The following is a 17,660-nucleotide window of genomic DNA, read 5'->3' on the forward strand; positions in this document are numbered from 1 at the left end:
TACCGGTGGCGGTATGGGGAATCAGGCGCCAAGCGGTGCGCTGAGGCCTGCTGGCGGCGGAATGCGAGTACCAGTAAGGCGATTGTGTTGATGATTGACATCTCATGCATCGCCATTTCGTGGAGATATCGCACGTTCGGATGTGCATCGAAGGTATGTAAATGTGCATCCCTGTGCTAGCTTCGCCGGATGGTGGCGGCCCATGGGCGCCCATTCGCACAAATCAACCGGAGGCCTTCGCATGACGAGCCCGACTTCACACGATGCCCAGCGCGTCAGCCGCGAGGCCGAGATCTACGACAACGACGAGCTGGAGCGCGACCGCCTGGAAGCGGTCATGGCCTACACGCAGATGGGCCCTGCGCGGCGCCGCCGCGACGAGTTGATCCGCGCCGTGCACACGCGCCACACCGACACCCGCGTGTTGGAGGTCGGCAGCCAGGCCTGGGAGGCCCACTACCTCAAGTGGAACCTCAAGCCCACGCAGCTCACTTGCATCAACATCTCCGACCGCGAACTCGACAAGGGCCGCCAGGTGGCCCAGGCCAAGGGCCTGCCGGTGGAGTTCAAGCTGATGGACGCGCACGAGCTGCAGTTCCCCGACGCCACCTTCGACCTGGTGTTCGGCACGGCCATCCTGCACCACCTGGAATTCGAGCGCGCGGTCAAGGAGATCGCGCGCGTGACCAAGCCGGGCGGCGAGATCCTGTTCGTCGAGCCTTTGCTGCTCAACCCGGTGGCGCGCCTGGTGCGCGCGCTCACGCCCAAGGCGCGCACGCCCGACGAGAAGCCGCTGGCGCGTGAGGAGCTCGACATCCTGGACCGCTACTTCTCGCCCAAGCACCTGTACACCGATCTGTTCGCCTTTCCCGCCGCGGTGCTGTCCAAGGCGGTGCGCGCGCAGCCCAGCAACTGGATGGTGAACGCGGCCGACCGCGTCGACGCCGCCATCGCCTCGTCCATGCCCTCGCTCGGCGCCTACTACCGCACGGTCACCGTGCACGGCACGCGCCGCGTGTGAGCCTGGCGCGTCCCACCGCTCGCCCGATGGTCGCCGGCTACCGCCCGATCGATCACCCGGAACTGCGCCCGGTGCCGGCGCGGCGTTCGTCCGATCGGCCCCTGTTGCTCGTGGTGGTGGACACCGAGGAAGAGTTCGACTGGACCCAGCCCTTCAACCGCGACGCCGTGGCGACGGAGTCGATCCCCGCGCAGGACCATGCCCACGCGGTGTTCGATAAATACGGCATCGTGCCGACCTACGTGCTGGACTATGCGGTGGCCCGCTCGGCGCCGGCGGCGGCCTACCTGCGCCGGCTGGTCGACGCGGGCCGCGCCCACTTTGGCACGCACTGCCATCCCTGGGTGACGCCGCCGTACGAGGACGAGGTCAACGCCTACAACTCCTTCCACGGCAACCTGCCGCCCGAGCTGGAGGCCGCCAAGCTGGAGGCCAGCACGGAGGCCGTGGCCCAGGCCTTCGGGCAGCGGCCGCTCATCTTCAAGGCCGGGCGCTATGGCGTCGGCGCGGCCACCTTGGGCGTGATTCGGCGCCTGGGCTACCGCATCGATTGCAGCTTCGTGCCGGCCACCAGTTTCGAGCGCGTGCACGGCCCCAACTTCCTGGGCACGTCCATGCACCCCTTCTTCGCCGACGAGTCGCGCGACCTGCTGGAGGTGCCACTGACCGTGGGCTACGGCGGACGCGCCTGGTGGGCCGGCCAGCGCTTCGCCGCGCTCTGGGACAACCCCATGCTGCAGCAGCTGCGCGTGCAGTCGGTGCTGAGCCGCCTGGACGTGCTGTGGCGCGCCCGCCTGAGCCCCGAGGGTTTCGACGCCGACACGCAGATCCGGTTGATGGAGGCGCTGTACGCGCAGGGCGTGCGGGTGTTCAGCCTGACCTACCACTCACCCTCGCTGGCACCGGGCAACACGCCTTATGTGCGCAACGAGCACGACCTGCAGGAGTTTCTGCGCCGCATCGACCGCGTCTGCGCGCACTTTCGCGACCGGCTGGGCGGCCAGTTTTCCACGCTGCTGGACCTGTGGCGCGAGGTGGGTGCCGCACCGGCGACGGCCCCGAGCGCGCGCGCGGCGGTTTGAGCCGCCAGCCGCTCAGCGCGGCACGATCGCGTAGGACGGATCGCTGCTGAAGCCGCGCGCGCCCGACTCCAGTTGGGGCGTGAACGCCTTCCAGCGCGCGTAGGCGGTGGCGGCGTTGTTGGCCCCGGCGTTGCTGGCGGCGGCGAGCATGCCGCGCGCCACGGCCGCGTAGCCGCCGGCCCAGTCGGGGTAGGCGGGATCGCCGGCCGCGGCAGCGCCTTCGCAGGCGGCCGAGCCGTAGTTGGCGCGGTAGAAGTCGGCCCAGTTGTTGATGTAGCTGCCGCCGCTCATGGTCTGCAGCCAGTAGCCCGCGGCGCGGCTGGTGCAGAAGCCGGCCGACTGGGTGCTGGCCAGGAAACGGTCGATCTGCATGCGGCCCACGCTGTTGAGCACGGCGCTGGCGTTCGGCACGTTGTTCTCCGTCAGCCAGCTCATCACGGTGGCGAAGAAATCCGACTCGTACGACGGTGTCTGGTTGTTGTTGTACTGCGAGATCAGCGCCCCCATGGGCGAGAACAGCGGACCCGACTTGCCCGGGCCGTAAGTGGCCAGGAACCAGGCCATGTTGTTCGACAGCATGGTGTCGAAGTAGCCGTTCATGGGGTGGTTGTCCGGGGCGGCGAAAGCGGCCTCCGCGATCGAGCGGATGCCCCAGGCCTGGCCGCGCACCTGTTCGGGCATCAGCAGGCCCTTGTCGCGCTCGCGGTAGATGGGGTCGTTGGCGGCGACGTTCCAGGCGGCCCAGAACATCATCTCGTCGAGATAGAAGGCGTCGCCGGTGACCAGGTAGGGGATGTAGGCGTACGACCCCTGGTGCGCGATGTCCGGCGTCCAGGCGCTGGAGCCATTGCCACCGGGCACCGAGGGGCTGGAGGCGCCATAGCGCAGCGCGATGCCGGGGTACTTGATCACGCTGATGGGCTGGTCGGTGGCCTCGTCGCGGTAGTGCACGGGGGCGCTGGCGGCGGCGTCGGCGTTGGCCAGCATGGAGGCGCGGGCGCGGTCGTCCTGCGTGATGAGGTACAGCGCGGTCCAGCGCGGCAGTGGCGCGATCTCGTCGCGCCCACCGGTGCCGGGCATGTTGGTGGTCAGCATGGCCGTGCCCATGGGACCGGTGTTGCTGCTCGACAGTGAGCGCGCCTCGTTTTGCAGCACGCTGTCGGGAATGTTCAGGCCCAGGTTGTAGTTCCAGGTGGCGCGGCTGGCCAGGAAGTAGGGCATGTGGTGGCGCAGGCGAACGTTCGGCGCGGCGCCGCCGCTCCACACCACCTTGTGCCAGCGCGCATGGTGCGTGTGCGTGAATGAGGGCTGCGACAGCAGCGTCTGGCCATTGGCCGTGACGGTCAGCGAGTAGCTCAGGTTGGCGGGATTGGCCTTGAGCGCCCAGTTGTTCTCCATCACCACGTCGGTGCGGATGCGGCTGCCACCGTTGTACAGGCGGGTGTGCAGGCGCGCGACCAGGTGCGGGTGGGCCGCCCCGGTGGCCTGGTTGATCATGGGGGCCACGACGTTGAACTCGCTGGCCACCGGGCCGTGCAGGCGCCGGCCGGCGCCCGAGGCGATGAGCTGCTGCAACTGCTGTTGCGGGTTGGCCACCAGGGTGGTGCCGTCGGACAGTCGTGCCGTGACCTGCAGGTTCCAGGCCGGCGCGGCCGGCAGCGATACGGCGGGATTGCTCTTGGCGGCGGGGTAGAGGTTGATCAGGCGCGGGGTATTGGCCGGCAGGCTGGGCAGCGTGGCGCTGAGCACGGCGAAGCGCACGGAGCCGTTGGCATGGGTGGACACCTCGTCCATCTGCACGGGCACGGTATTGCCGGCACTGTCCTGGGCGCTGAGGCCCTGGCTGGTGGAAAGGTCGCCGCTGCGGAAGGGCTGGCCGAAGGTGATGGGCAGGTTGGTCTGGGCGCTGCCGGCGGTCACTTCCACGCAGGTGATGGCGCCCGCGGCGCAGGCCAGGCCCGCTGCGCCCGCAGAGGGAGCGGGCGGGGGTGGCGGGGTGCTGGGCGGCGGCGCGGTGGGCGGCTCCGACGGGCCGGGGGGCGACACGCCGCCGGGTGTCTGGGCCGGTGCGTCGCTGACCAGCCCGGCGCTGCCGCCGCCGCCACCACAGGCGGCCACCAGACAGGTGGCGGCAAAGAGCGTCGCGAGCATGGTCCTGCGCTGTTGAACCTCGAAAAAGTAGGTGTTCATGGATGACAGGTCAAACAATCTCTGCGTCGGGCCACGCGGCACCGACAGAAGGTCACCGAGGTTCTTGGGAAGCGGGGAGGGCGGGCGCCGCACCATCACTTGGGGTGCATTTTGCGGCGCGTGGATTTTTTCACGAATTCATGACGCCCTGGATTCAGAATGTGAGTTCCGCCGAAATCGAAACCATCTGAAAAAGCCCGGGGTTTGTCTCGATGGCCGTGGGGGTATTCGAGCCCTGGCGGGGCCGATACCGTGGTTTCGGATTGATACATTTGGGCCTTCATGACCGTTCGAGCCCTGAAGACGCTGGCGGCCGCCGCCCTTGCCCTGAGCACCGCCGCCGCCGCCCTGATCGGGGCATCGGCCCACCCGATCCTGCCGCTGGGCCTGGGCGCAGGGGTACTGCTGGCGATGGCGCTGACGGCCTGGCGCCCGTTTCTGGGCGCGTGGCTGCTGCCCGCGGTGCTGCCTTGGGCCAGCCAGACCGTGCACACGGGCTGGCTCATGTTCGACGAGTTCGATCTGATGGTGCTGGCCGTGGCGGCCGGCGGCTGGGGCGCCTGGGCGCTGCAGGCCTGGCGGCACCGCGACGGTGGACCGGTGCTGGACCGGCGCTCGCTCGCGCTGTCGGTCGCCTTGCTGGTGGTGGCGGCCTGGGGCGCGGGCCGCGCCCTGGGCGATGGCGGGGCCTGGCCCTCCTGGGCGGCGTTTCCCTTCGCGGACTACCCGTCGCCGGCCAACGCCTGGCGGTCGAGCAAGTCGCTGGTCTGGGCGGCGCTGCTGTTGCCGCTGTGGACCGGCGGTGATACCGGATCGCGGCAGCGCTGGCGCCTGGCCTGGCGGCGCGGCTGCCTCATGGGCCTGGCCTCGGTCTGCGCGCTGGTGCTGCTGGAGCGCTTGTTGTACGCCGGTCTGTTCGATCTGTGGTCGGGCTACCGAACCACCGCCTGGTTCTGGGAAATGCACGTGGGCGGCGGCGCCATCGACGCCTACCTCGCCCTGAGCCTGCCGCTGGCCGCCTGGTGGTGGTTGCGCGCGCGCGGCCCGTGGACCTGGTGGGCGGCGGCCGCGCTGTTCGTGCTGGCTTGCCACGTGGTGCTGACGACCCAGTCGCGCGGCCTGTACGGCGCGGCGCTGATCGGCACGCTGCTGGCCGCCGCCCTGCACCGCCTCATGCCGCTGCAGGCATCCGATGGCGACCGGGCGCCGCCGCGACGGGGCAATGCCGCGGTGGTGTCGCTGGTGCTGGTCCAACTGGTCTGGGTGCTGCTGGGCACCACCGCCATCGCACAGCGGCTGGCGCGCTCGGGCCAGGATTTCACCGATCGCTTCGGCCATTGGCGCGCCGTGGCCTCGGCGGCCGACGGCATGGCGGACCTGGCACTGGGCATCGGCGCCGGCCGCCTGCCGGCGCGCTGGGCCGAGCGCCCCGACGCAGGGATGCCGGGCCGCGTGCAGTGGCCGACGGCCGATGGCGCGACGCGCCTGCGGCTGCACGGTCCCGACCGTGCAGGGCTGGACGGCGTGCGCTTCGCGGTGGTGCAGCGCCTGCGCGGCTTCGAGGCCGGCACCTACCGCGCGCGCCTGGTCTATGAGGCGCACCCCGGTCTGCGGCTGCTGGTCAGTGTCTGCGAACGCCACCTGATCTACGACCGCCGCTGCCAGTGGCGCTTCATCCGCCACGCGGACGACGCCGCCGGCGAGACCGGCCGGATGGTGCGCGAGGTGGATCTGTTCGGCGATTCGCTGGCCCCGGACGCCCCGCTGGCGGGCTGGCGCGAAGGTTTTTTCAGCCTGTCGGTGCTGAACCCCGGCATGGCGGTGACGGTCGAGCGCCTTGAGCTGTTCGACCCTCAGGGCCGCCAGCGCCTGCGCAACACCGGCTTCGAGCAGGGGGCCGCGCGCTGGCTGCCCGCTGCCCAGGGGCATTTCGAACCCTGGCACGCGGACAACCTGTACCTGGAGGTGCTGGTCGAGCGCGGGGCCGTCGTGCTGGTGGCACTGCTGGCCTGGCTGGCCGGGGCGGCGCACGCCGCCTGGCGCGGGGTCCGGGAACGCGAGCCATTGGCCGGCGCCTGGCTGGCTGGCGTGACCGCCATCGCGGCCCTTGGCCTGCTCATCAGCGTGACCGAAGTGCCCCGGGTGGCCTGGTGCTGGTGGATCACCCTGGGCCTTGGCTTGGCATTCGGGCGAAATACTTCACACAAAAGCAGGATGTAAGCGATTGTGTTGACATGGTGTGGCCACTATCCTCGGACGAATGGGCAGGATGCGGTAGGGAGTACCCACATGACACCGATCTGCCGTGCCCGGAGAACCGCGCGTGATCAGGATCTTCAACCACTATTTCGACCGACACACCCTCATCCAGCTGTTGCTTGACGTCACGCTGGTCGCCGGCGTTTTCGTCGGCGCGCTGATCGCCCTCTCCAAGCCCGAGGACCTCACCAGTGCCCAGATCGGCCGCGGCGCGGCCCGCGGCCTGCTGATGGGCATCGGCTTCCTGGCGATCAATGCCGCCCTGGGCTTCTATGACCGCCGCACCATCCTGTCCACCCGTCAGGCGCTGGCGCGTTCGCTGGTGTCCTTCAGCCTGACCACGGCCCTGGTGGTGGCGGTGCTGCTGCTGCTGCCGCTGCAGGCCTTCTACGGCCGCACCTGGTCGGTGGTGCTGATCATGATGGTCACCGCCGTGCTGCTGCTGTACCAGGTGCTGGTGGGGGAGTTCCTGCCGAAGGCCATTCCCAGGCGCCGGGTGCTGGTGTTCGGCACCGGTGCGCGCGCGCTGGCCGTGGGCCGGGCGCTGGAACTGCCCGGGGCCAACGCCGAACTCTGCGGCTACCTGGCCGGCCCCAACGAACAGGAGCAGCAGGTGCCCGCGGGCAAGGTGATCACCACCCAGCAGGCCTTGACGGATCTGGTGCAGAGCCGGCGCATCGACGAGATCGTCGTGGCCATCACCGAGCGGCGCGGCGGCAGCATGCCCATGCGGGCATTGCTCGACTGCAAGCTGGGCGGCGTGCGCGTCACCGACATCGCCGCCTTCTATGAGCAGAACCTCGGCCAGATCCGGCTGGAGGCCGTGTCGGCCGGCTGGCTCATCTTCGGCGACGGTTTCAACCAGGGCGTGGTGCGTACCACCATCAAGCGCCTCTTCGACATCCTGGGCGCGTCGGTGCTGATCCTGATCTCGCTGCCGATCATGGCGATCGCGGCGCTGGCCATCAAGCTGGAAAGCCCCGGCCCCATCCTGTACCGCCAGGAACGCATCGGCCTGAACAACCGCCCCTTCAACGTGGTGAAGTTCCGCAGCATGCGCACCGACGCCGAGAAGGATGGCGTGCCGCGCTGGGCCACCGCCGGCGACAGCCGCGTCACCCGCGTGGGCAAGGTCATCCGCAAACTGCGCGTGGACGAACTGCCTCAGCTCTTCTCGGTGCTCAACGGCGACATGAGCCTGGTTGGTCCGCGCCCGGAGCGCGGCTTCTTCGTCGACAAGCTGATCCAGGAGATCCCGTTCTACGCGGTGCGCCACAGCGTCAAGCCCGGTGTGACCGGCTGGGCCCAGGTGCGGTACCAGTACGGGTCTACGGTGGAAGACACCGCTGAGAAGCTTCAATACGACCTGTATTACGTGAAAAACCACTCACTTTTTCTTGATCTGGTGGTGCTGTTCGAGACGGTGGGGGTAGTGTTAACAGGTAAGGGCGCGCAATGAGTCTGCCGGCCGTCCAGACGATTACTTTTTGCTACAGATCGATCTACAATACCCCGCATACGTGCGGCCAGACTCGTGGGGTTTTGGCTGTCAGGCCGAAGGAGTTTTTCCATGTCCGATGTGAACCAATCTGAAGACGGCGCCGTGCGGGAAGCCGGCGCCCAAAAGTCCGGGGTCTCGCGTCGCCACTTGGTTCGGGCGGGCCTCAGCGCCGCGCCCGTGCTGGCCGCGCTCAAGAGCAACACCGTGCTCGCTGGCGGCGACCACACCTGCATCAAGCCCTCGACTTTCTCCTCGCTGCGTGCGGCGCAGATGAAGGTGAGCGCTCGGCGCGAGATCAAGACCGACTACGAGTGCCAGTCGCACGGCTACTGGAAGAACCGCGACAACGGCCTGCCGCGCGACTACAAGACCACCACCAAGTTCCTGTCCACGGAAACCGGCTTCACCCAGAACCCGGCCAGCGTCTTCACCGGCAAGAGCCTGCAGCAGGTGCTGGAGTCCGGCGGAAACCAGGGCAATACCGCGCTGGCCCGTCACGTCGTCGCCGCCTTTCTCACGGCCAAGGCGTACCAGAACGACCCGTCGCGGGTGATGCTCACCCAGGCGCAGTGCCGCGCCATCTGGAATGGCCAGGGCGTCTGGCAGCCCTTCGCGGGCACCACCTGGACGCTGAGCCAGACCATGGCCTACTTCGACCTGGTCTACGGTCCCTCGTTTCTGTGACCCTGGCACCAGGCGATCCGCTCGCCTGGGTCTGTCGGCGCACGCAGGCGCTGCACCTGCGGCGATGGCCCGATGGCGGCGTGGTCTACGACGCCGCGGACGGCAGCCTCAGTGCCATTTCGCCCGTGGCGGCGGAGCTCATCGAGCGGCTGCTGGATGGGCGGCCCGCCGACGCCGAGACCCTGGCGCGGCATCTGCTGCAAGCCCCCCCTGAAGCCGAGGACGTCGAGGGCGTGTGCCAGCACCTCGCGCAGTTCGAGCACATGGGTTTCATCGAGCGGGTGCCGGCGTGAGGGCGGCCCGCGGGCGCGTCGCCGACCTGACGCCCGCCGAGCTGTCGGCCCGGCTCCACAACGGCGGCCTGGTGCTGTCGGTGCCGCCATTCACCGTGCGTGTGCGCAGCCCCATTCCCATCGTGCGCGAAGGCATCGAGCGGCTGTACGCGCTGCATGAGCACGCGGGCGACGAAGACGTGTTCTGCGACTTCCATGTGAGCGTCCTGCCCAGCCTGGGCTGGACCAGCCTTCGCTGCGAACTCGACGTCGACGGCCAGCGGCCGTTCACGCCGCTGGCGCGCGGCGAGGCATTCGCCTTCTTCGAGTGGGGCTTGAACTGGTGCGTGACCAGCCACTGCCACCACTGGCTCACGGTGCACGCCGCCGTGCTGGAACGCGACGGCCGCGCGGTGCTGCTGCCGGCGCCTCCCGGCTCGGGGAAAAGCACGCTGTGTGCCTGGCTCATGCACCAGGGCTGGCGCTTGATGTCCGACGAGCTCGCGCTGATCGATCCGGCGAGCGGGCAGCTCAGCGCCTCGCCGCGACCCGTGAGCCTGAAGAACCAATCCATTCCCTTGATGCGCGAGCGCATGCCGGACGCTGTGATCGGCCCGTTGGCGCACGACACGCTCAAGGGCGTGGTGGCGCACCTGCGGGTGAACGAGGCCAGCCTGCGCCAGGCGGCGCTGCCGGCCATGCCGCGCTGGATCGTATTTCCGCGCTTCGAGAAGGGCGCGCCCCTGAGCGCCGTGCCGCGCCCGAAGCCGCAGACGCTGGTGGAGCTGGCGTCGAACAGCTTCAACCACCACGTGCACGGCCCGCGCGGTTTCGAGCGCATGGCCGACATCGTTGACGGCTGCGACGCCTTCGACCTGCGCTACAGCGAGCTCGACGACGCGGCGGCCTGGTTCGATTCCCTGGCGAGGGCCGCGTGAGCGCCACCGGTCCGCGTCCGAAGCGCTCGGCCCCGCGTTGTGTGGCATGGAGGGTGGTCCCGTGACATTGCCCGCGCTCGACCTGCTGATGCTGCCGCTGCGCGAGCCCGAGCGGCTGGGCTCGCTCACGCCGGGCCAGTGGGACCTGCTGGTGCGCCAGGGCCGCCGCGCCGATCTGCTGGCCCGCATGGCCGAGCGCATCGACGCCGCCGGCCGCTGGGCGGACGTGCCGCCCGAGGTGGCGCGCCACCTGCGGTCCATGCAACTGCTGGCGCGGCGCCAGCACGAGGAGCTGCGGCACGAGACGCAGCAGCTGCTGCGCGTGTTCGGGCAGGCCGGTCTGCCGCTGGTGTTGCTCAAAGGCGCGGCCTACGTGCTGCAGGACCTGCGCGTGGGCGAGGGGCGCATGGTCTCGGACATCGACATCCTGGTGCCGCGCGAGCGCCTGGCCGAGGTGGAGTCGGCGCTGATGCTCAGCGGCTGGGTCAGCACCAACACCAACGCCTACGACCAGCGCTATTACCGCACCTGGATGCACGAGCTGCCGCCCATGCGCCACCTGCGCCGGGGCACGGTGCTGGACGTGCACCACGCCTTGGTGCCGCTGTCGGGTCGGCTGCGGGCCGATCCCTCGGCCATGCTGGGCGACATCCGTCCCATTCCCGGCCAGCCGGGCGTGCACGCGCTGGCCCCCGTGGACATGGTGTTGCACAGCGCCGCGCACCTGTATGCCGAAGGCGAGCTGGAGCTGGGCTGCCGCGGCCTGCTGGACATCGAGTTGCTGGTGGGCGAGTTCGGGCAAGACCCCGCGTTCTGGCCCGCGCTCACCGCGCGCGCCACGGCGCTGCACTGGGAGCGCCCGCTGGCCCAGGCCCTGGTGTACCTGGACGAACTGCTGCGCACCCCGCTGCCGCCCGAGGCGCGCGACTGGGCCGCGCGGGCGCACCGCCGCTGGGCACCGGGCTGGCGCGGCCGCCTGCTCGACGCCATGTACCGGCGCGCGCTGCGCCCCGATCACCACTCCCTGTCGGATCGCTGGACCGCGCTGGCCCGCGCCGGCCTGTATGTGCGCGGGCATTGGCTGCGCATGCCGCCCTGGCTGCTGGCCGGCCACCTGGCCCGCAAGTCGCTGATGGCGCTGCGGGCGCCGCGTGGCGCTACGGAGAACTGACATGGACCGGCGCCACTGCCTGGGCCTGATCGGCTCCCTGCCGCTGTGGGGGGTGCCCGGCGCCGCGCGCGCCGCGCTGGCCGACACCGTGGCGCGCATGAAGCCCTCGGTGGTGCTGGTGGGCACCTGGCGCGAGACCGACAGCCCGCGCTTCCAGCTGCGTGGCAGCGGCTTCTTGGCGGGCCGGCCCTCGCAGGTGGTGACCTGCGCGCACGTGCTGCCCACCCAGGAGGACGGCGCGCCGGCCGCGCAGCTGGTGGCGCAGGTGTGGCAGCGCGAGAGCGGCTGGTCCCTGCGCCAGGCCCGCGTGCTGGGCACCGAGCGCCACGGCGACATCGCGTTGCTCGGCATCGACGGCCCGCCCGGGCCGCTGGCGGCGCTGGGCGATTCCTCGGCGGTGCGCGAGGGCGACGACCTGGCCTTCATGGGCTTTCCCATCGGCAACGTGCTGGGCTACGCGCACGTGGTGCATCGGGCCATGGTGTCCAGCATCGCGACCTCGGCGCCGCCGAGCCCGGACGCCGATCGCCTGCGCGGCCCGGCGATCCGTGGCGCGCGCGAAGGCGCCTTCGACATTTTCCAGCTCGACGCCGTGGCCTACCCGGGCAACAGCGGTGGGCCGCTGTTCCGGCCGGAGACGGGGGAGGTCGTGGGCATGATGAACATGGTGCTGATCAAGGGCACGCGCGAGTCGGCGCTGAGCCAGCCCTCGGGTATCGCCTACGCCATCCCCTCGGCGCGCGTGCGCGAACTGATGAGGACCCAGCGATGACGGCCGAGCGCGTCGATGCGGTGGTGGTGGGGGCCGGCGTGGTCGGCCTGGCCGTGGCGCGCGCGCTGGCGCAGGCCGGCCGCGAGGTGCTGGTGCTGGAACGCGAGGCGGCCATCGGCACCGGCACCAGCTCGCGCAACAGCGAGGTCATCCACGCGGGCATCTACTACCCGGCGGGCTCGCTCAAGGCCCGGCTCTGCGTGCAGGGCAAGCGGGCGCTGTACGCCTATGCGGCCGAGCGCGGCATCGCGCACCGGCGCTGCGGCAAGCTGATCGTGGCGAACACGCCTTCGCAGCTGGCGGGGCTGCCGGGCATCGTGGCGGGCGCGGCGGCCAACGGCGTGGACGACCTGGAGATGCTCTCGCGCGATGCGGCGCGTGAACGGGAGCCTGCGCTGGAGTGCCTGGGTGCGGTGCTCTCGCCGTCCACCGGCATCATCGACAGCCATGCGCTCATGCTCTCGCTGCAGGGCGACCTGGAGGCGGACGGCGGCATGGTGGTCTGCCACAGCGGCGTGCGTGAGATCCAACGCCAGGACGAAGGCTGGCTGATCGTGTCCGAGGACGGCACGCCACTGCTGGCGCGCACCCTGGTCAACAGCGCCGGCCTGCACGCCTGCGCGCTGGCCGGCCGCATCGCCGCGCTGCCCCCCGGCAGCGTGCCGACGCCGCGCTACGCCAAGGGCAGCTACTTCACGCTCGCTGGCCGTTCGCCGTTCCAGCGGCTCATCTATCCCGCGCCCGAGCCCGACCAGCACCTGGCCGGCCTGGGCGTGCACCTCACGGTGGACCTGGGCGGGCAGGCCAAGTTCGGGCCTGACGTGCAGTGGGTGGACCGCGCCGACGACCTGGTCGTCGACCCCGCCCGCGGCGAGGGCTTCTACGCCGCCGTGCGCCGCTACTGGCCAGCGCTGCCCGACGGCGCGCTGCAACCGGGCTACGCCGGCCTGCGGCCCAAGATCAGCGGGCCGGGCGAGCCCGCGGCCGACTTCCTGATCCAGGGCCCCGCGCAGCACGGGCTGCCGGGGCTGGTCAACCTCTTCGGCATCGAATCGCCGGGGCTGACCAGTTGCCTGGCGATCGGCGAGCGGGTGCGCGAGCTGCTGGCCGACTGAGCGGGCGCCGCTTCAGCGCCTGAGCGCCGCGATCGCCTGGGCCGATTCGTAGACCAGCGCCGGCCCCTGGTAGATCAGGCCGGTGTAGATCTGCACCAGGTCCGCGCCCGCCTCGATCTTGCTCAGCGCGTCGCGCGCGCTCAGCACGCCGCCCACGCCGATGATCGGGAACGAGGCCCCCAGGGCCGTGCGCAGGGCGCGGATCACGCGGTTGCTGGCCTCCAGCACCGGCGCGCCCGACAGGCCGCCGGCTTCCTCGGCGTGGCGCAGGCCCTTCACGGCCTCGCGCGACAGCGTGGTGTTGGTGGCGATCACGCCCAGTTCGCCGCTGGCCTGACCGTCGGCGCGGCAGCCGTGGCGGCGCAGGGTCTCGGCGATGACGCCGATCTGGGCCTCATCCAGGTCGGGCGCGATCTTCACAAACACCGGGATGCGGCGCTGGTGCCGCTGCGCCAGCTGTTCGCGCCGCTCCATCACCGCCCCCAGCAGCGCGTCCAGCGCGGCGTCGCTTTGCAGGCTGCGCAGGTTCTGCGTGTTCGGGCTGGAGATGTTGACGGTGACGTAGTCGGCGTGTGGGTAGACGCCGTCCAGGCAGGTGAGGTAGTCCTCGGTGGCGCGCTCGATCGGCGTGCTCGCGTTCTTGCCGATGTTCAGGCCCAGCCGCATGGGCGTGGCGCCGCCGTCGCGGCGAAAGCGCGCGCGCTGTACGTTGGCCAGGAAGGCGTCAAGGCCGTCGTTGTTGAAGCCCAGCCGGTTGATCAGGGCCTGGCGCTCGGGAAGGCGGAACATGCGCGGCTTGGGGTTGCCGGGTTGGCCCCTGGGTGTGACCGTGCCCACCTCCACGAAGCCAAAGCCCATGGCGGCCAGGCCGTCGATGCAGCGCGCGTTCTTGTCCAGGCCCGCCGCCAGGCCCACGCGGTTGGGAAATTGCAGGCCGGCGAGCGTGAAGGGGTCGCTCACGCGCGGCTGGCTGTACAGGCAGGTGAGCGGCGAGTGCTGTACGCGGGCGATGGTGCCCAGCGTCAGTTCGTGGGCGACCTCGGGGTCCAGACCGAACAGGAAGGGGCGCGCCGCGCCGTAGGGAAAGAGTGACATCGGATAATCCGCGGTTTTTCGACCAACCCCGGATTCTCGCAAATGACCCAGGACGAACTCAAAACGCTGGTGGGCCAGGCCGCCCTGCACTACGTGACGCCCGGCGAGGTGGTCGGCGTGGGCACGGGCTCCACGGTGAACAAGTTCATCGAGGCCCTGGCCACCATGAAGGACCGCGTGCCCGGCGCGGTGTCCAGCTCCGAGGCCTCCACCGCCCGGCTCAAGGCCATCGGCATCCCGGTGCTCGAGGCCAATGAAGTCGGCGAGCTCTCGGTCTACATTGACGGCGCCGACGAGATCGACCCGCGCGGCCACATGGTCAAGGGCGGCGGCGCCGCGCTCACGCGCGAGAAGATCGTGGCGGCCCAGTCGCGCCGCTTCGTCTGCATCGCCGACGAATCCAAGCTGGTGCAGACCCTGGGCGCGTTTCCGCTGCCGGTGGAGGTGATCCCCATGGCCACGGCGCGCTTGGTGTGCCAGTTCGCGGCCCTGGGCGGCCAGGCCCGGGTGCGCCTGAAGGACGGACAAGCCCTGGTGACCGACAACGGCCAGCACATCCTGGACGTGACCGGCCTGCGCATCACCGACCCGCTCGCCTTCGAGAGCGAGGTCAATCAGTGGCCGGGGGTGGTGACGGTGGGCGTGTTCGCCCACCAGAAAGCGGTCGTGTGCCTGCTGGGCACGCCGGCGGGGGTGAAGACGCTGAACTTCTGAGCGCGGCTCAGAAGCGGATGCCGGCTGGGTTGGTGACCGGCGGCTGCACCGGGGTCTCGGCCGGCGCGGGCTGAGGGGCGGCGCCGTCGGCGGACGCATCGCCCGCTGGGGTGGGCGATCCAGGCAACGGCGTGGCGGCCACCAGCGGCGCGGGTGCCGGGCGGCGGTAGCCGGACGGCAGGGCCGACTGCTTGGGGTAGCCCGCGGCGTCGAGGTACTGGGTCCACTCGGTTTCGAGGTAGCCGCGCAGCTTCTGGCCGCCGATGGTCAGCAAGGGGAGGGAGGCGTCGCTGTTGAGGCGGCGCAAGGCCTGCACATCGTCGGCGGTGTTCACCGTCTTTTCGGTGTACGGAACGCCGCGCGAGTTGAGCAGGTTGCGGCCCGCGTTGCAGGGCGCGCAGTTGTCGCCGGTGTAGAGCACGACGGGGTAACGGGAGGCGATCTGGCGCAGTTCGTAGGGCAACTGGCCCCCGCCGCCGGCCGAGGTGGCCGGGGCGCTGCCGCTGGCGCCCGGTTGCGGGCGCGCCGTGGCGCTGGGGGGCGGCTGGTCGGAGAAGGTGACGCGGCCGTCCGGGCCGACGATGCGGTGGACGCCCTGGGCCATGGCCGGCAGCGCGGCCAGCAGGGCCAGGGCGGTGGTGACACGGGCGGTGGTGACACGGGCGGCGGCGGAGCGCTTCTTCATCTTCGTCCCTCGGTTCTTTGGGCTGGTCGGCGGCCGGCGCGCGGGTTCAAACCATGCCTTGGTGCCGCAGCAGGGCGTCGATCGATGGCTCGCGGCCGCGGAAGGCCTTGAACGATTCCATCGCAGGGCGGCTGCCGCCGGCCTCCAGAATCGACTGACGGTAGCGCCGGCCCGTCGCAACGTCCAGGGTGCTGCGGCCCTGTTGCGCCGCAGCCTCCTCGAAGGCGGCGTAGGCGTCGGCGCTTAGCACCTCGGCCCACTTGTAGCTGTAGTAGCCGGCCGCGTAGCCGCCCGCGAAGATGTGGCTGAAGGTGTGCGGCGTGCGGCTGTAGGCCGGCGGCTTGAGCACCGCCACGTCGTCGCGCACGCGGTTGAGCAGGGTGAGGATGGCCGCACCGTCCGCCGGCGGTGGGGTTTCGCTGTGCAGCAGCATGTCGAACAGGGCGAATTCCACCTGGCGCAGGGTCTGCAGGCCGCTTTGGAAGTTCTTGGCGGCCAGCATCTTGTCGAACAGGGCGCGCGGCAGCGGCTGACCGCTGTCCACGTGGGCTGTCATGTGCTTGAGCACGTCCCACTCCCAGCAGAAGTTCTCCATGAACTGGCTGGGCAGTTCCACGGCGTCCCATTCCACGCCGCTGATGCCCGAGACGTCGCGCTCGTTCACCTGGGTGAGCATGTGGTGCAGGCCGTGGCCGAACTCATGGAAGAGCGTGATGGCGTCGTCGTGCGTGAGCAGCGCCGGCTTGCCGCCCACGCCCTCGGCGAAGTTGCAGACCAGGTGGGCCACGGGCGTCTGCAGGGCGCGCGAATCGGGGCGCAACCACCGGGCGCGCACGTCGTCCATCCAGGCGCCGCCGCGTTTGCCGGTGCGCGCGCCAGGGTCCAGGTAGAACTGACCCACGAGCTGGCCGCCACGCTCGATGCGGTAGAACTCCACGCCCGGATGCCAGACCGGCGCGCTGTCGCGGCGGATGGCCACCTCGAACAGCGTCTCGACGATCTGGAACAGGCCGGCGAGCACCTTGGGCGCCGTGAAGTACGGTTTGACTTCCTGCTCGCTGAAGGCGTAGCGCGCCTCCTTGAGCTTTTCGCCGATGTAGGGCCAGTCCCAGGCCTGGGGGTCGGCGATGCCCAGGTGATCGGCGGCGAAGGCGCGCAGGTCGGCCAGGTCTTGTTCGGCGAAAGGGCGGGCCTTCGTCGCCAGGTCGCGCAGGAAAGCGCTCACCTGCTCGGGCGACTCGGCCATTTTGGGCACCAGCGAGACGTCGGCGAAGTGGCGGTAGCCGAGCAGGCGCGCCTCTTCGTGGCGCAGGGCCAGCAATTCGACCATGAGGGCGGTGTTGTCGAAGCGCGCGAGCTCGGCAGGGGCCTGATCGCTGGCGCGGGTGACGTAGGCGCGGTAGAGCTTTTCGCGCAGCGCGCCCGAGCGGGCGAACTGCATCACCGGCAGGTAGACCGGCATCTTCAGGCTGAGCTTGTGGTCCGCGCGGCCTTCGGCGCGGGCCGCGGCGGCGGTGGCCTGCACCACGTCCTCGGGCACGCCGGCCAGCTCGTTGGTGTCCACGTACAGCGCGAAGGCGTCGGTGGCGTCCAGCGCGTTCTCGCTGAATTTCTGCGCCAGTTCGGCCGCGCGTTCCTGGATGGAGGCGAAGCGCTCCTTGGCGGCGCCCTGCAGCTCGGCGCCGCCCAGCACGAAGCCGCGCAGCGCATTGTGGTGGGCTTGGGCCTGCTCGGCCGTGAGCGAGGCCGGGTCCATGGACTTGTACTTGGCGTAGAGCCGCTCGTCGGCGCCCAGGCGGGTCCAGAACTCGGTGACCTTGGGCAGGGCCGCGTTGTAGGCGGCGCGCAGCGCCGGGGTGTCGGCCACGCTGTTGAGGTGGCTGACCGCTCCCCAGGCCCGTGACAGGCGTTCGGTCGCCACGTCCAGCGTGCCGGCCATGGCGGCCCAGTCGGCGGGAAAGCCGGCGGCCGTCACCGCCTCCAGCGCGACACTGGCCTGGTTCAGCAGCTCGTCGACCGCCGGGCCCACGGTGTCGGGGGTGATGGCGTCGAAGCGCGGCAGGCCGCTGAAGTCGAGCAGCGGGTTGAGCTGGGCGGGGTCTTGGCGGACGTTCATGGGGGCTCAGATGGGTGGCGGCGGGCGGGAGTTCAAGCCGTCGGC

15 protein-coding genes are annotated in these 17,660 nt (G+C 70.4%); 11 read left to right on the forward strand and 4 right to left on the reverse strand.

All coding sequences use genetic code 11. The features are described from left to right. Window positions 1–241: 241 nt before the first annotated feature. Window positions 242–1,021, forward strand: a complete 780-nt coding sequence (locus JNX00_RS09320) for a class I SAM-dependent methyltransferase (protein ID WP_204744781.1) — start codon at window positions 242–244, stop codon at window positions 1,019–1,021. A 26-nt stretch (window positions 1,022–1,047) separates the two neighbouring features. Beyond that, complete coding sequence (locus tag JNX00_RS09325) at window positions 1,048–2,103, forward strand: hypothetical protein (protein ID WP_083292924.1); 1,056 nt, start codon at window positions 1,048–1,050, stop codon at window positions 2,101–2,103. Between the two features lie 12 nt (window positions 2,104–2,115). On the opposite strand, the gene JNX00_RS09330 is transcribed toward JNX00_RS09325, so the two are convergent. After that, window positions 2,116–4,293 carry a hypothetical protein gene (locus JNX00_RS09330; RefSeq protein WP_204744782.1) on the reverse strand — a complete coding sequence of 726 codons (2,178 nt, stop codon included), beginning with the start codon at window positions 4,291–4,293 and terminating at the stop codon, window positions 2,116–2,118. A gap of 282 nt (window positions 4,294–4,575) precedes the next feature. Here JNX00_RS09330 and JNX00_RS09335 point away from each other — a divergent pair, with 282 nt between their 5' ends. From JNX00_RS09335 to JNX00_RS09370, 8 genes are all read left to right on the forward strand, one after another. Then, window positions 4,576–6,513: a hypothetical protein gene (locus JNX00_RS09335; RefSeq protein ID WP_204744783.1), complete on the forward strand. Its 1,938-nt coding sequence runs from the start codon at window positions 4,576–4,578 to the stop codon at window positions 6,511–6,513. 103 nt (window positions 6,514–6,616) lie between these two features. Beyond that, on the forward strand, window positions 6,617–8,011 hold the full coding sequence (locus JNX00_RS09340; protein ID WP_116957761.1) for a TIGR03013 family XrtA/PEP-CTERM system glycosyltransferase: 1,395 nt from the start codon (window positions 6,617–6,619) through the stop codon (window positions 8,009–8,011). Window positions 8,012–8,122: 111 nt separating this feature from the next. After that, entirely contained in the window at window positions 8,123–8,737 is a 615-nt protein-coding gene (locus tag JNX00_RS09345; protein ID WP_070398008.1) for a hypothetical protein, read from the forward strand. Continuing rightward, entirely contained in the window at window positions 8,734–9,030 is a 297-nt protein-coding gene (locus JNX00_RS09350; RefSeq protein WP_204744784.1) for a hypothetical protein, read from the forward strand. Before JNX00_RS09345 ends, JNX00_RS09350 begins: the two co-directional genes overlap by 4 nt. Beyond that, window positions 9,027–9,947, forward strand: a complete 921-nt coding sequence (locus tag JNX00_RS09355; protein ID WP_204744785.1) for an HprK-related kinase A — start codon at window positions 9,027–9,029, stop codon at window positions 9,945–9,947. Before JNX00_RS09350 ends, JNX00_RS09355 begins: the two co-directional genes overlap by 4 nt. 61 nt (window positions 9,948–10,008) lie before the next feature. Next, window positions 10,009–11,118, forward strand: coding sequence for a nucleotidyltransferase family protein (locus tag JNX00_RS09360; protein ID WP_204744786.1), 1,110 nt, complete (start codon window positions 10,009–10,011; stop codon window positions 11,116–11,118). A 1-nt stretch (window position 11,119) separates the two neighbouring features. Further along, window positions 11,120–11,890, forward strand: a complete 771-nt coding sequence (locus JNX00_RS09365; protein ID WP_204744787.1) for a serine protease — start codon at window positions 11,120–11,122, stop codon at window positions 11,888–11,890. Continuing rightward, a complete protein-coding gene (locus JNX00_RS09370; RefSeq protein ID WP_204744788.1) occupies window positions 11,887–13,005 on the forward strand; it encodes an NAD(P)/FAD-dependent oxidoreductase in 1,119 nt (372 codons plus the stop codon). The genes JNX00_RS09365 and JNX00_RS09370 overlap by 4 nt, the downstream gene beginning before the upstream one ends. A gap of 12 nt (window positions 13,006–13,017) precedes the next feature. Here the strand turns inward: JNX00_RS09370 and JNX00_RS09375 are convergent, their stop codons facing one another. Beyond that, complete coding sequence (locus JNX00_RS09375) at window positions 13,018–14,100, reverse strand: quinone-dependent dihydroorotate dehydrogenase (protein WP_204744789.1); 1,083 nt, start codon at window positions 14,098–14,100, stop codon at window positions 13,018–13,020. Between the two features lie 42 nt (window positions 14,101–14,142). Between JNX00_RS09375 and rpiA the strand changes: the two genes are divergently transcribed. After that, window positions 14,143–14,814 carry a ribose-5-phosphate isomerase RpiA gene (gene rpiA, locus JNX00_RS09380; protein ID WP_204744790.1) on the forward strand — a complete coding sequence of 224 codons (672 nt, stop codon included), beginning with the start codon at window positions 14,143–14,145 and terminating at the stop codon, window positions 14,812–14,814. A gap of 7 nt (window positions 14,815–14,821) precedes the next feature. Here the strand turns inward: rpiA and JNX00_RS09385 are convergent, their stop codons facing one another. Both JNX00_RS09385 and JNX00_RS09390 read right to left on the reverse strand, forming a co-directional pair. After that, window positions 14,822–15,499 carry a glutaredoxin family protein gene (locus JNX00_RS09385; protein WP_204744791.1) on the reverse strand — a complete coding sequence of 226 codons (678 nt, stop codon included), beginning with the start codon at window positions 15,497–15,499 and terminating at the stop codon, window positions 14,822–14,824. Window positions 15,500–15,545: 46 nt separating this feature from the next. Then, a complete protein-coding gene (locus JNX00_RS09390; RefSeq protein ID WP_204744792.1) occupies window positions 15,546–17,615 on the reverse strand; it encodes a M3 family metallopeptidase in 2,070 nt (689 codons plus the stop codon). Between the last annotated feature and the right edge of the window lie 45 nt (window positions 17,616–17,660).

Source organism: Hydrogenophaga sp. YM1, from assembly GCF_016903055.1.
GTDB classification, from domain to species: Bacteria; Pseudomonadota; Gammaproteobacteria; order Burkholderiales; family Burkholderiaceae_C; genus Hydrogenophaga; species Hydrogenophaga borbori.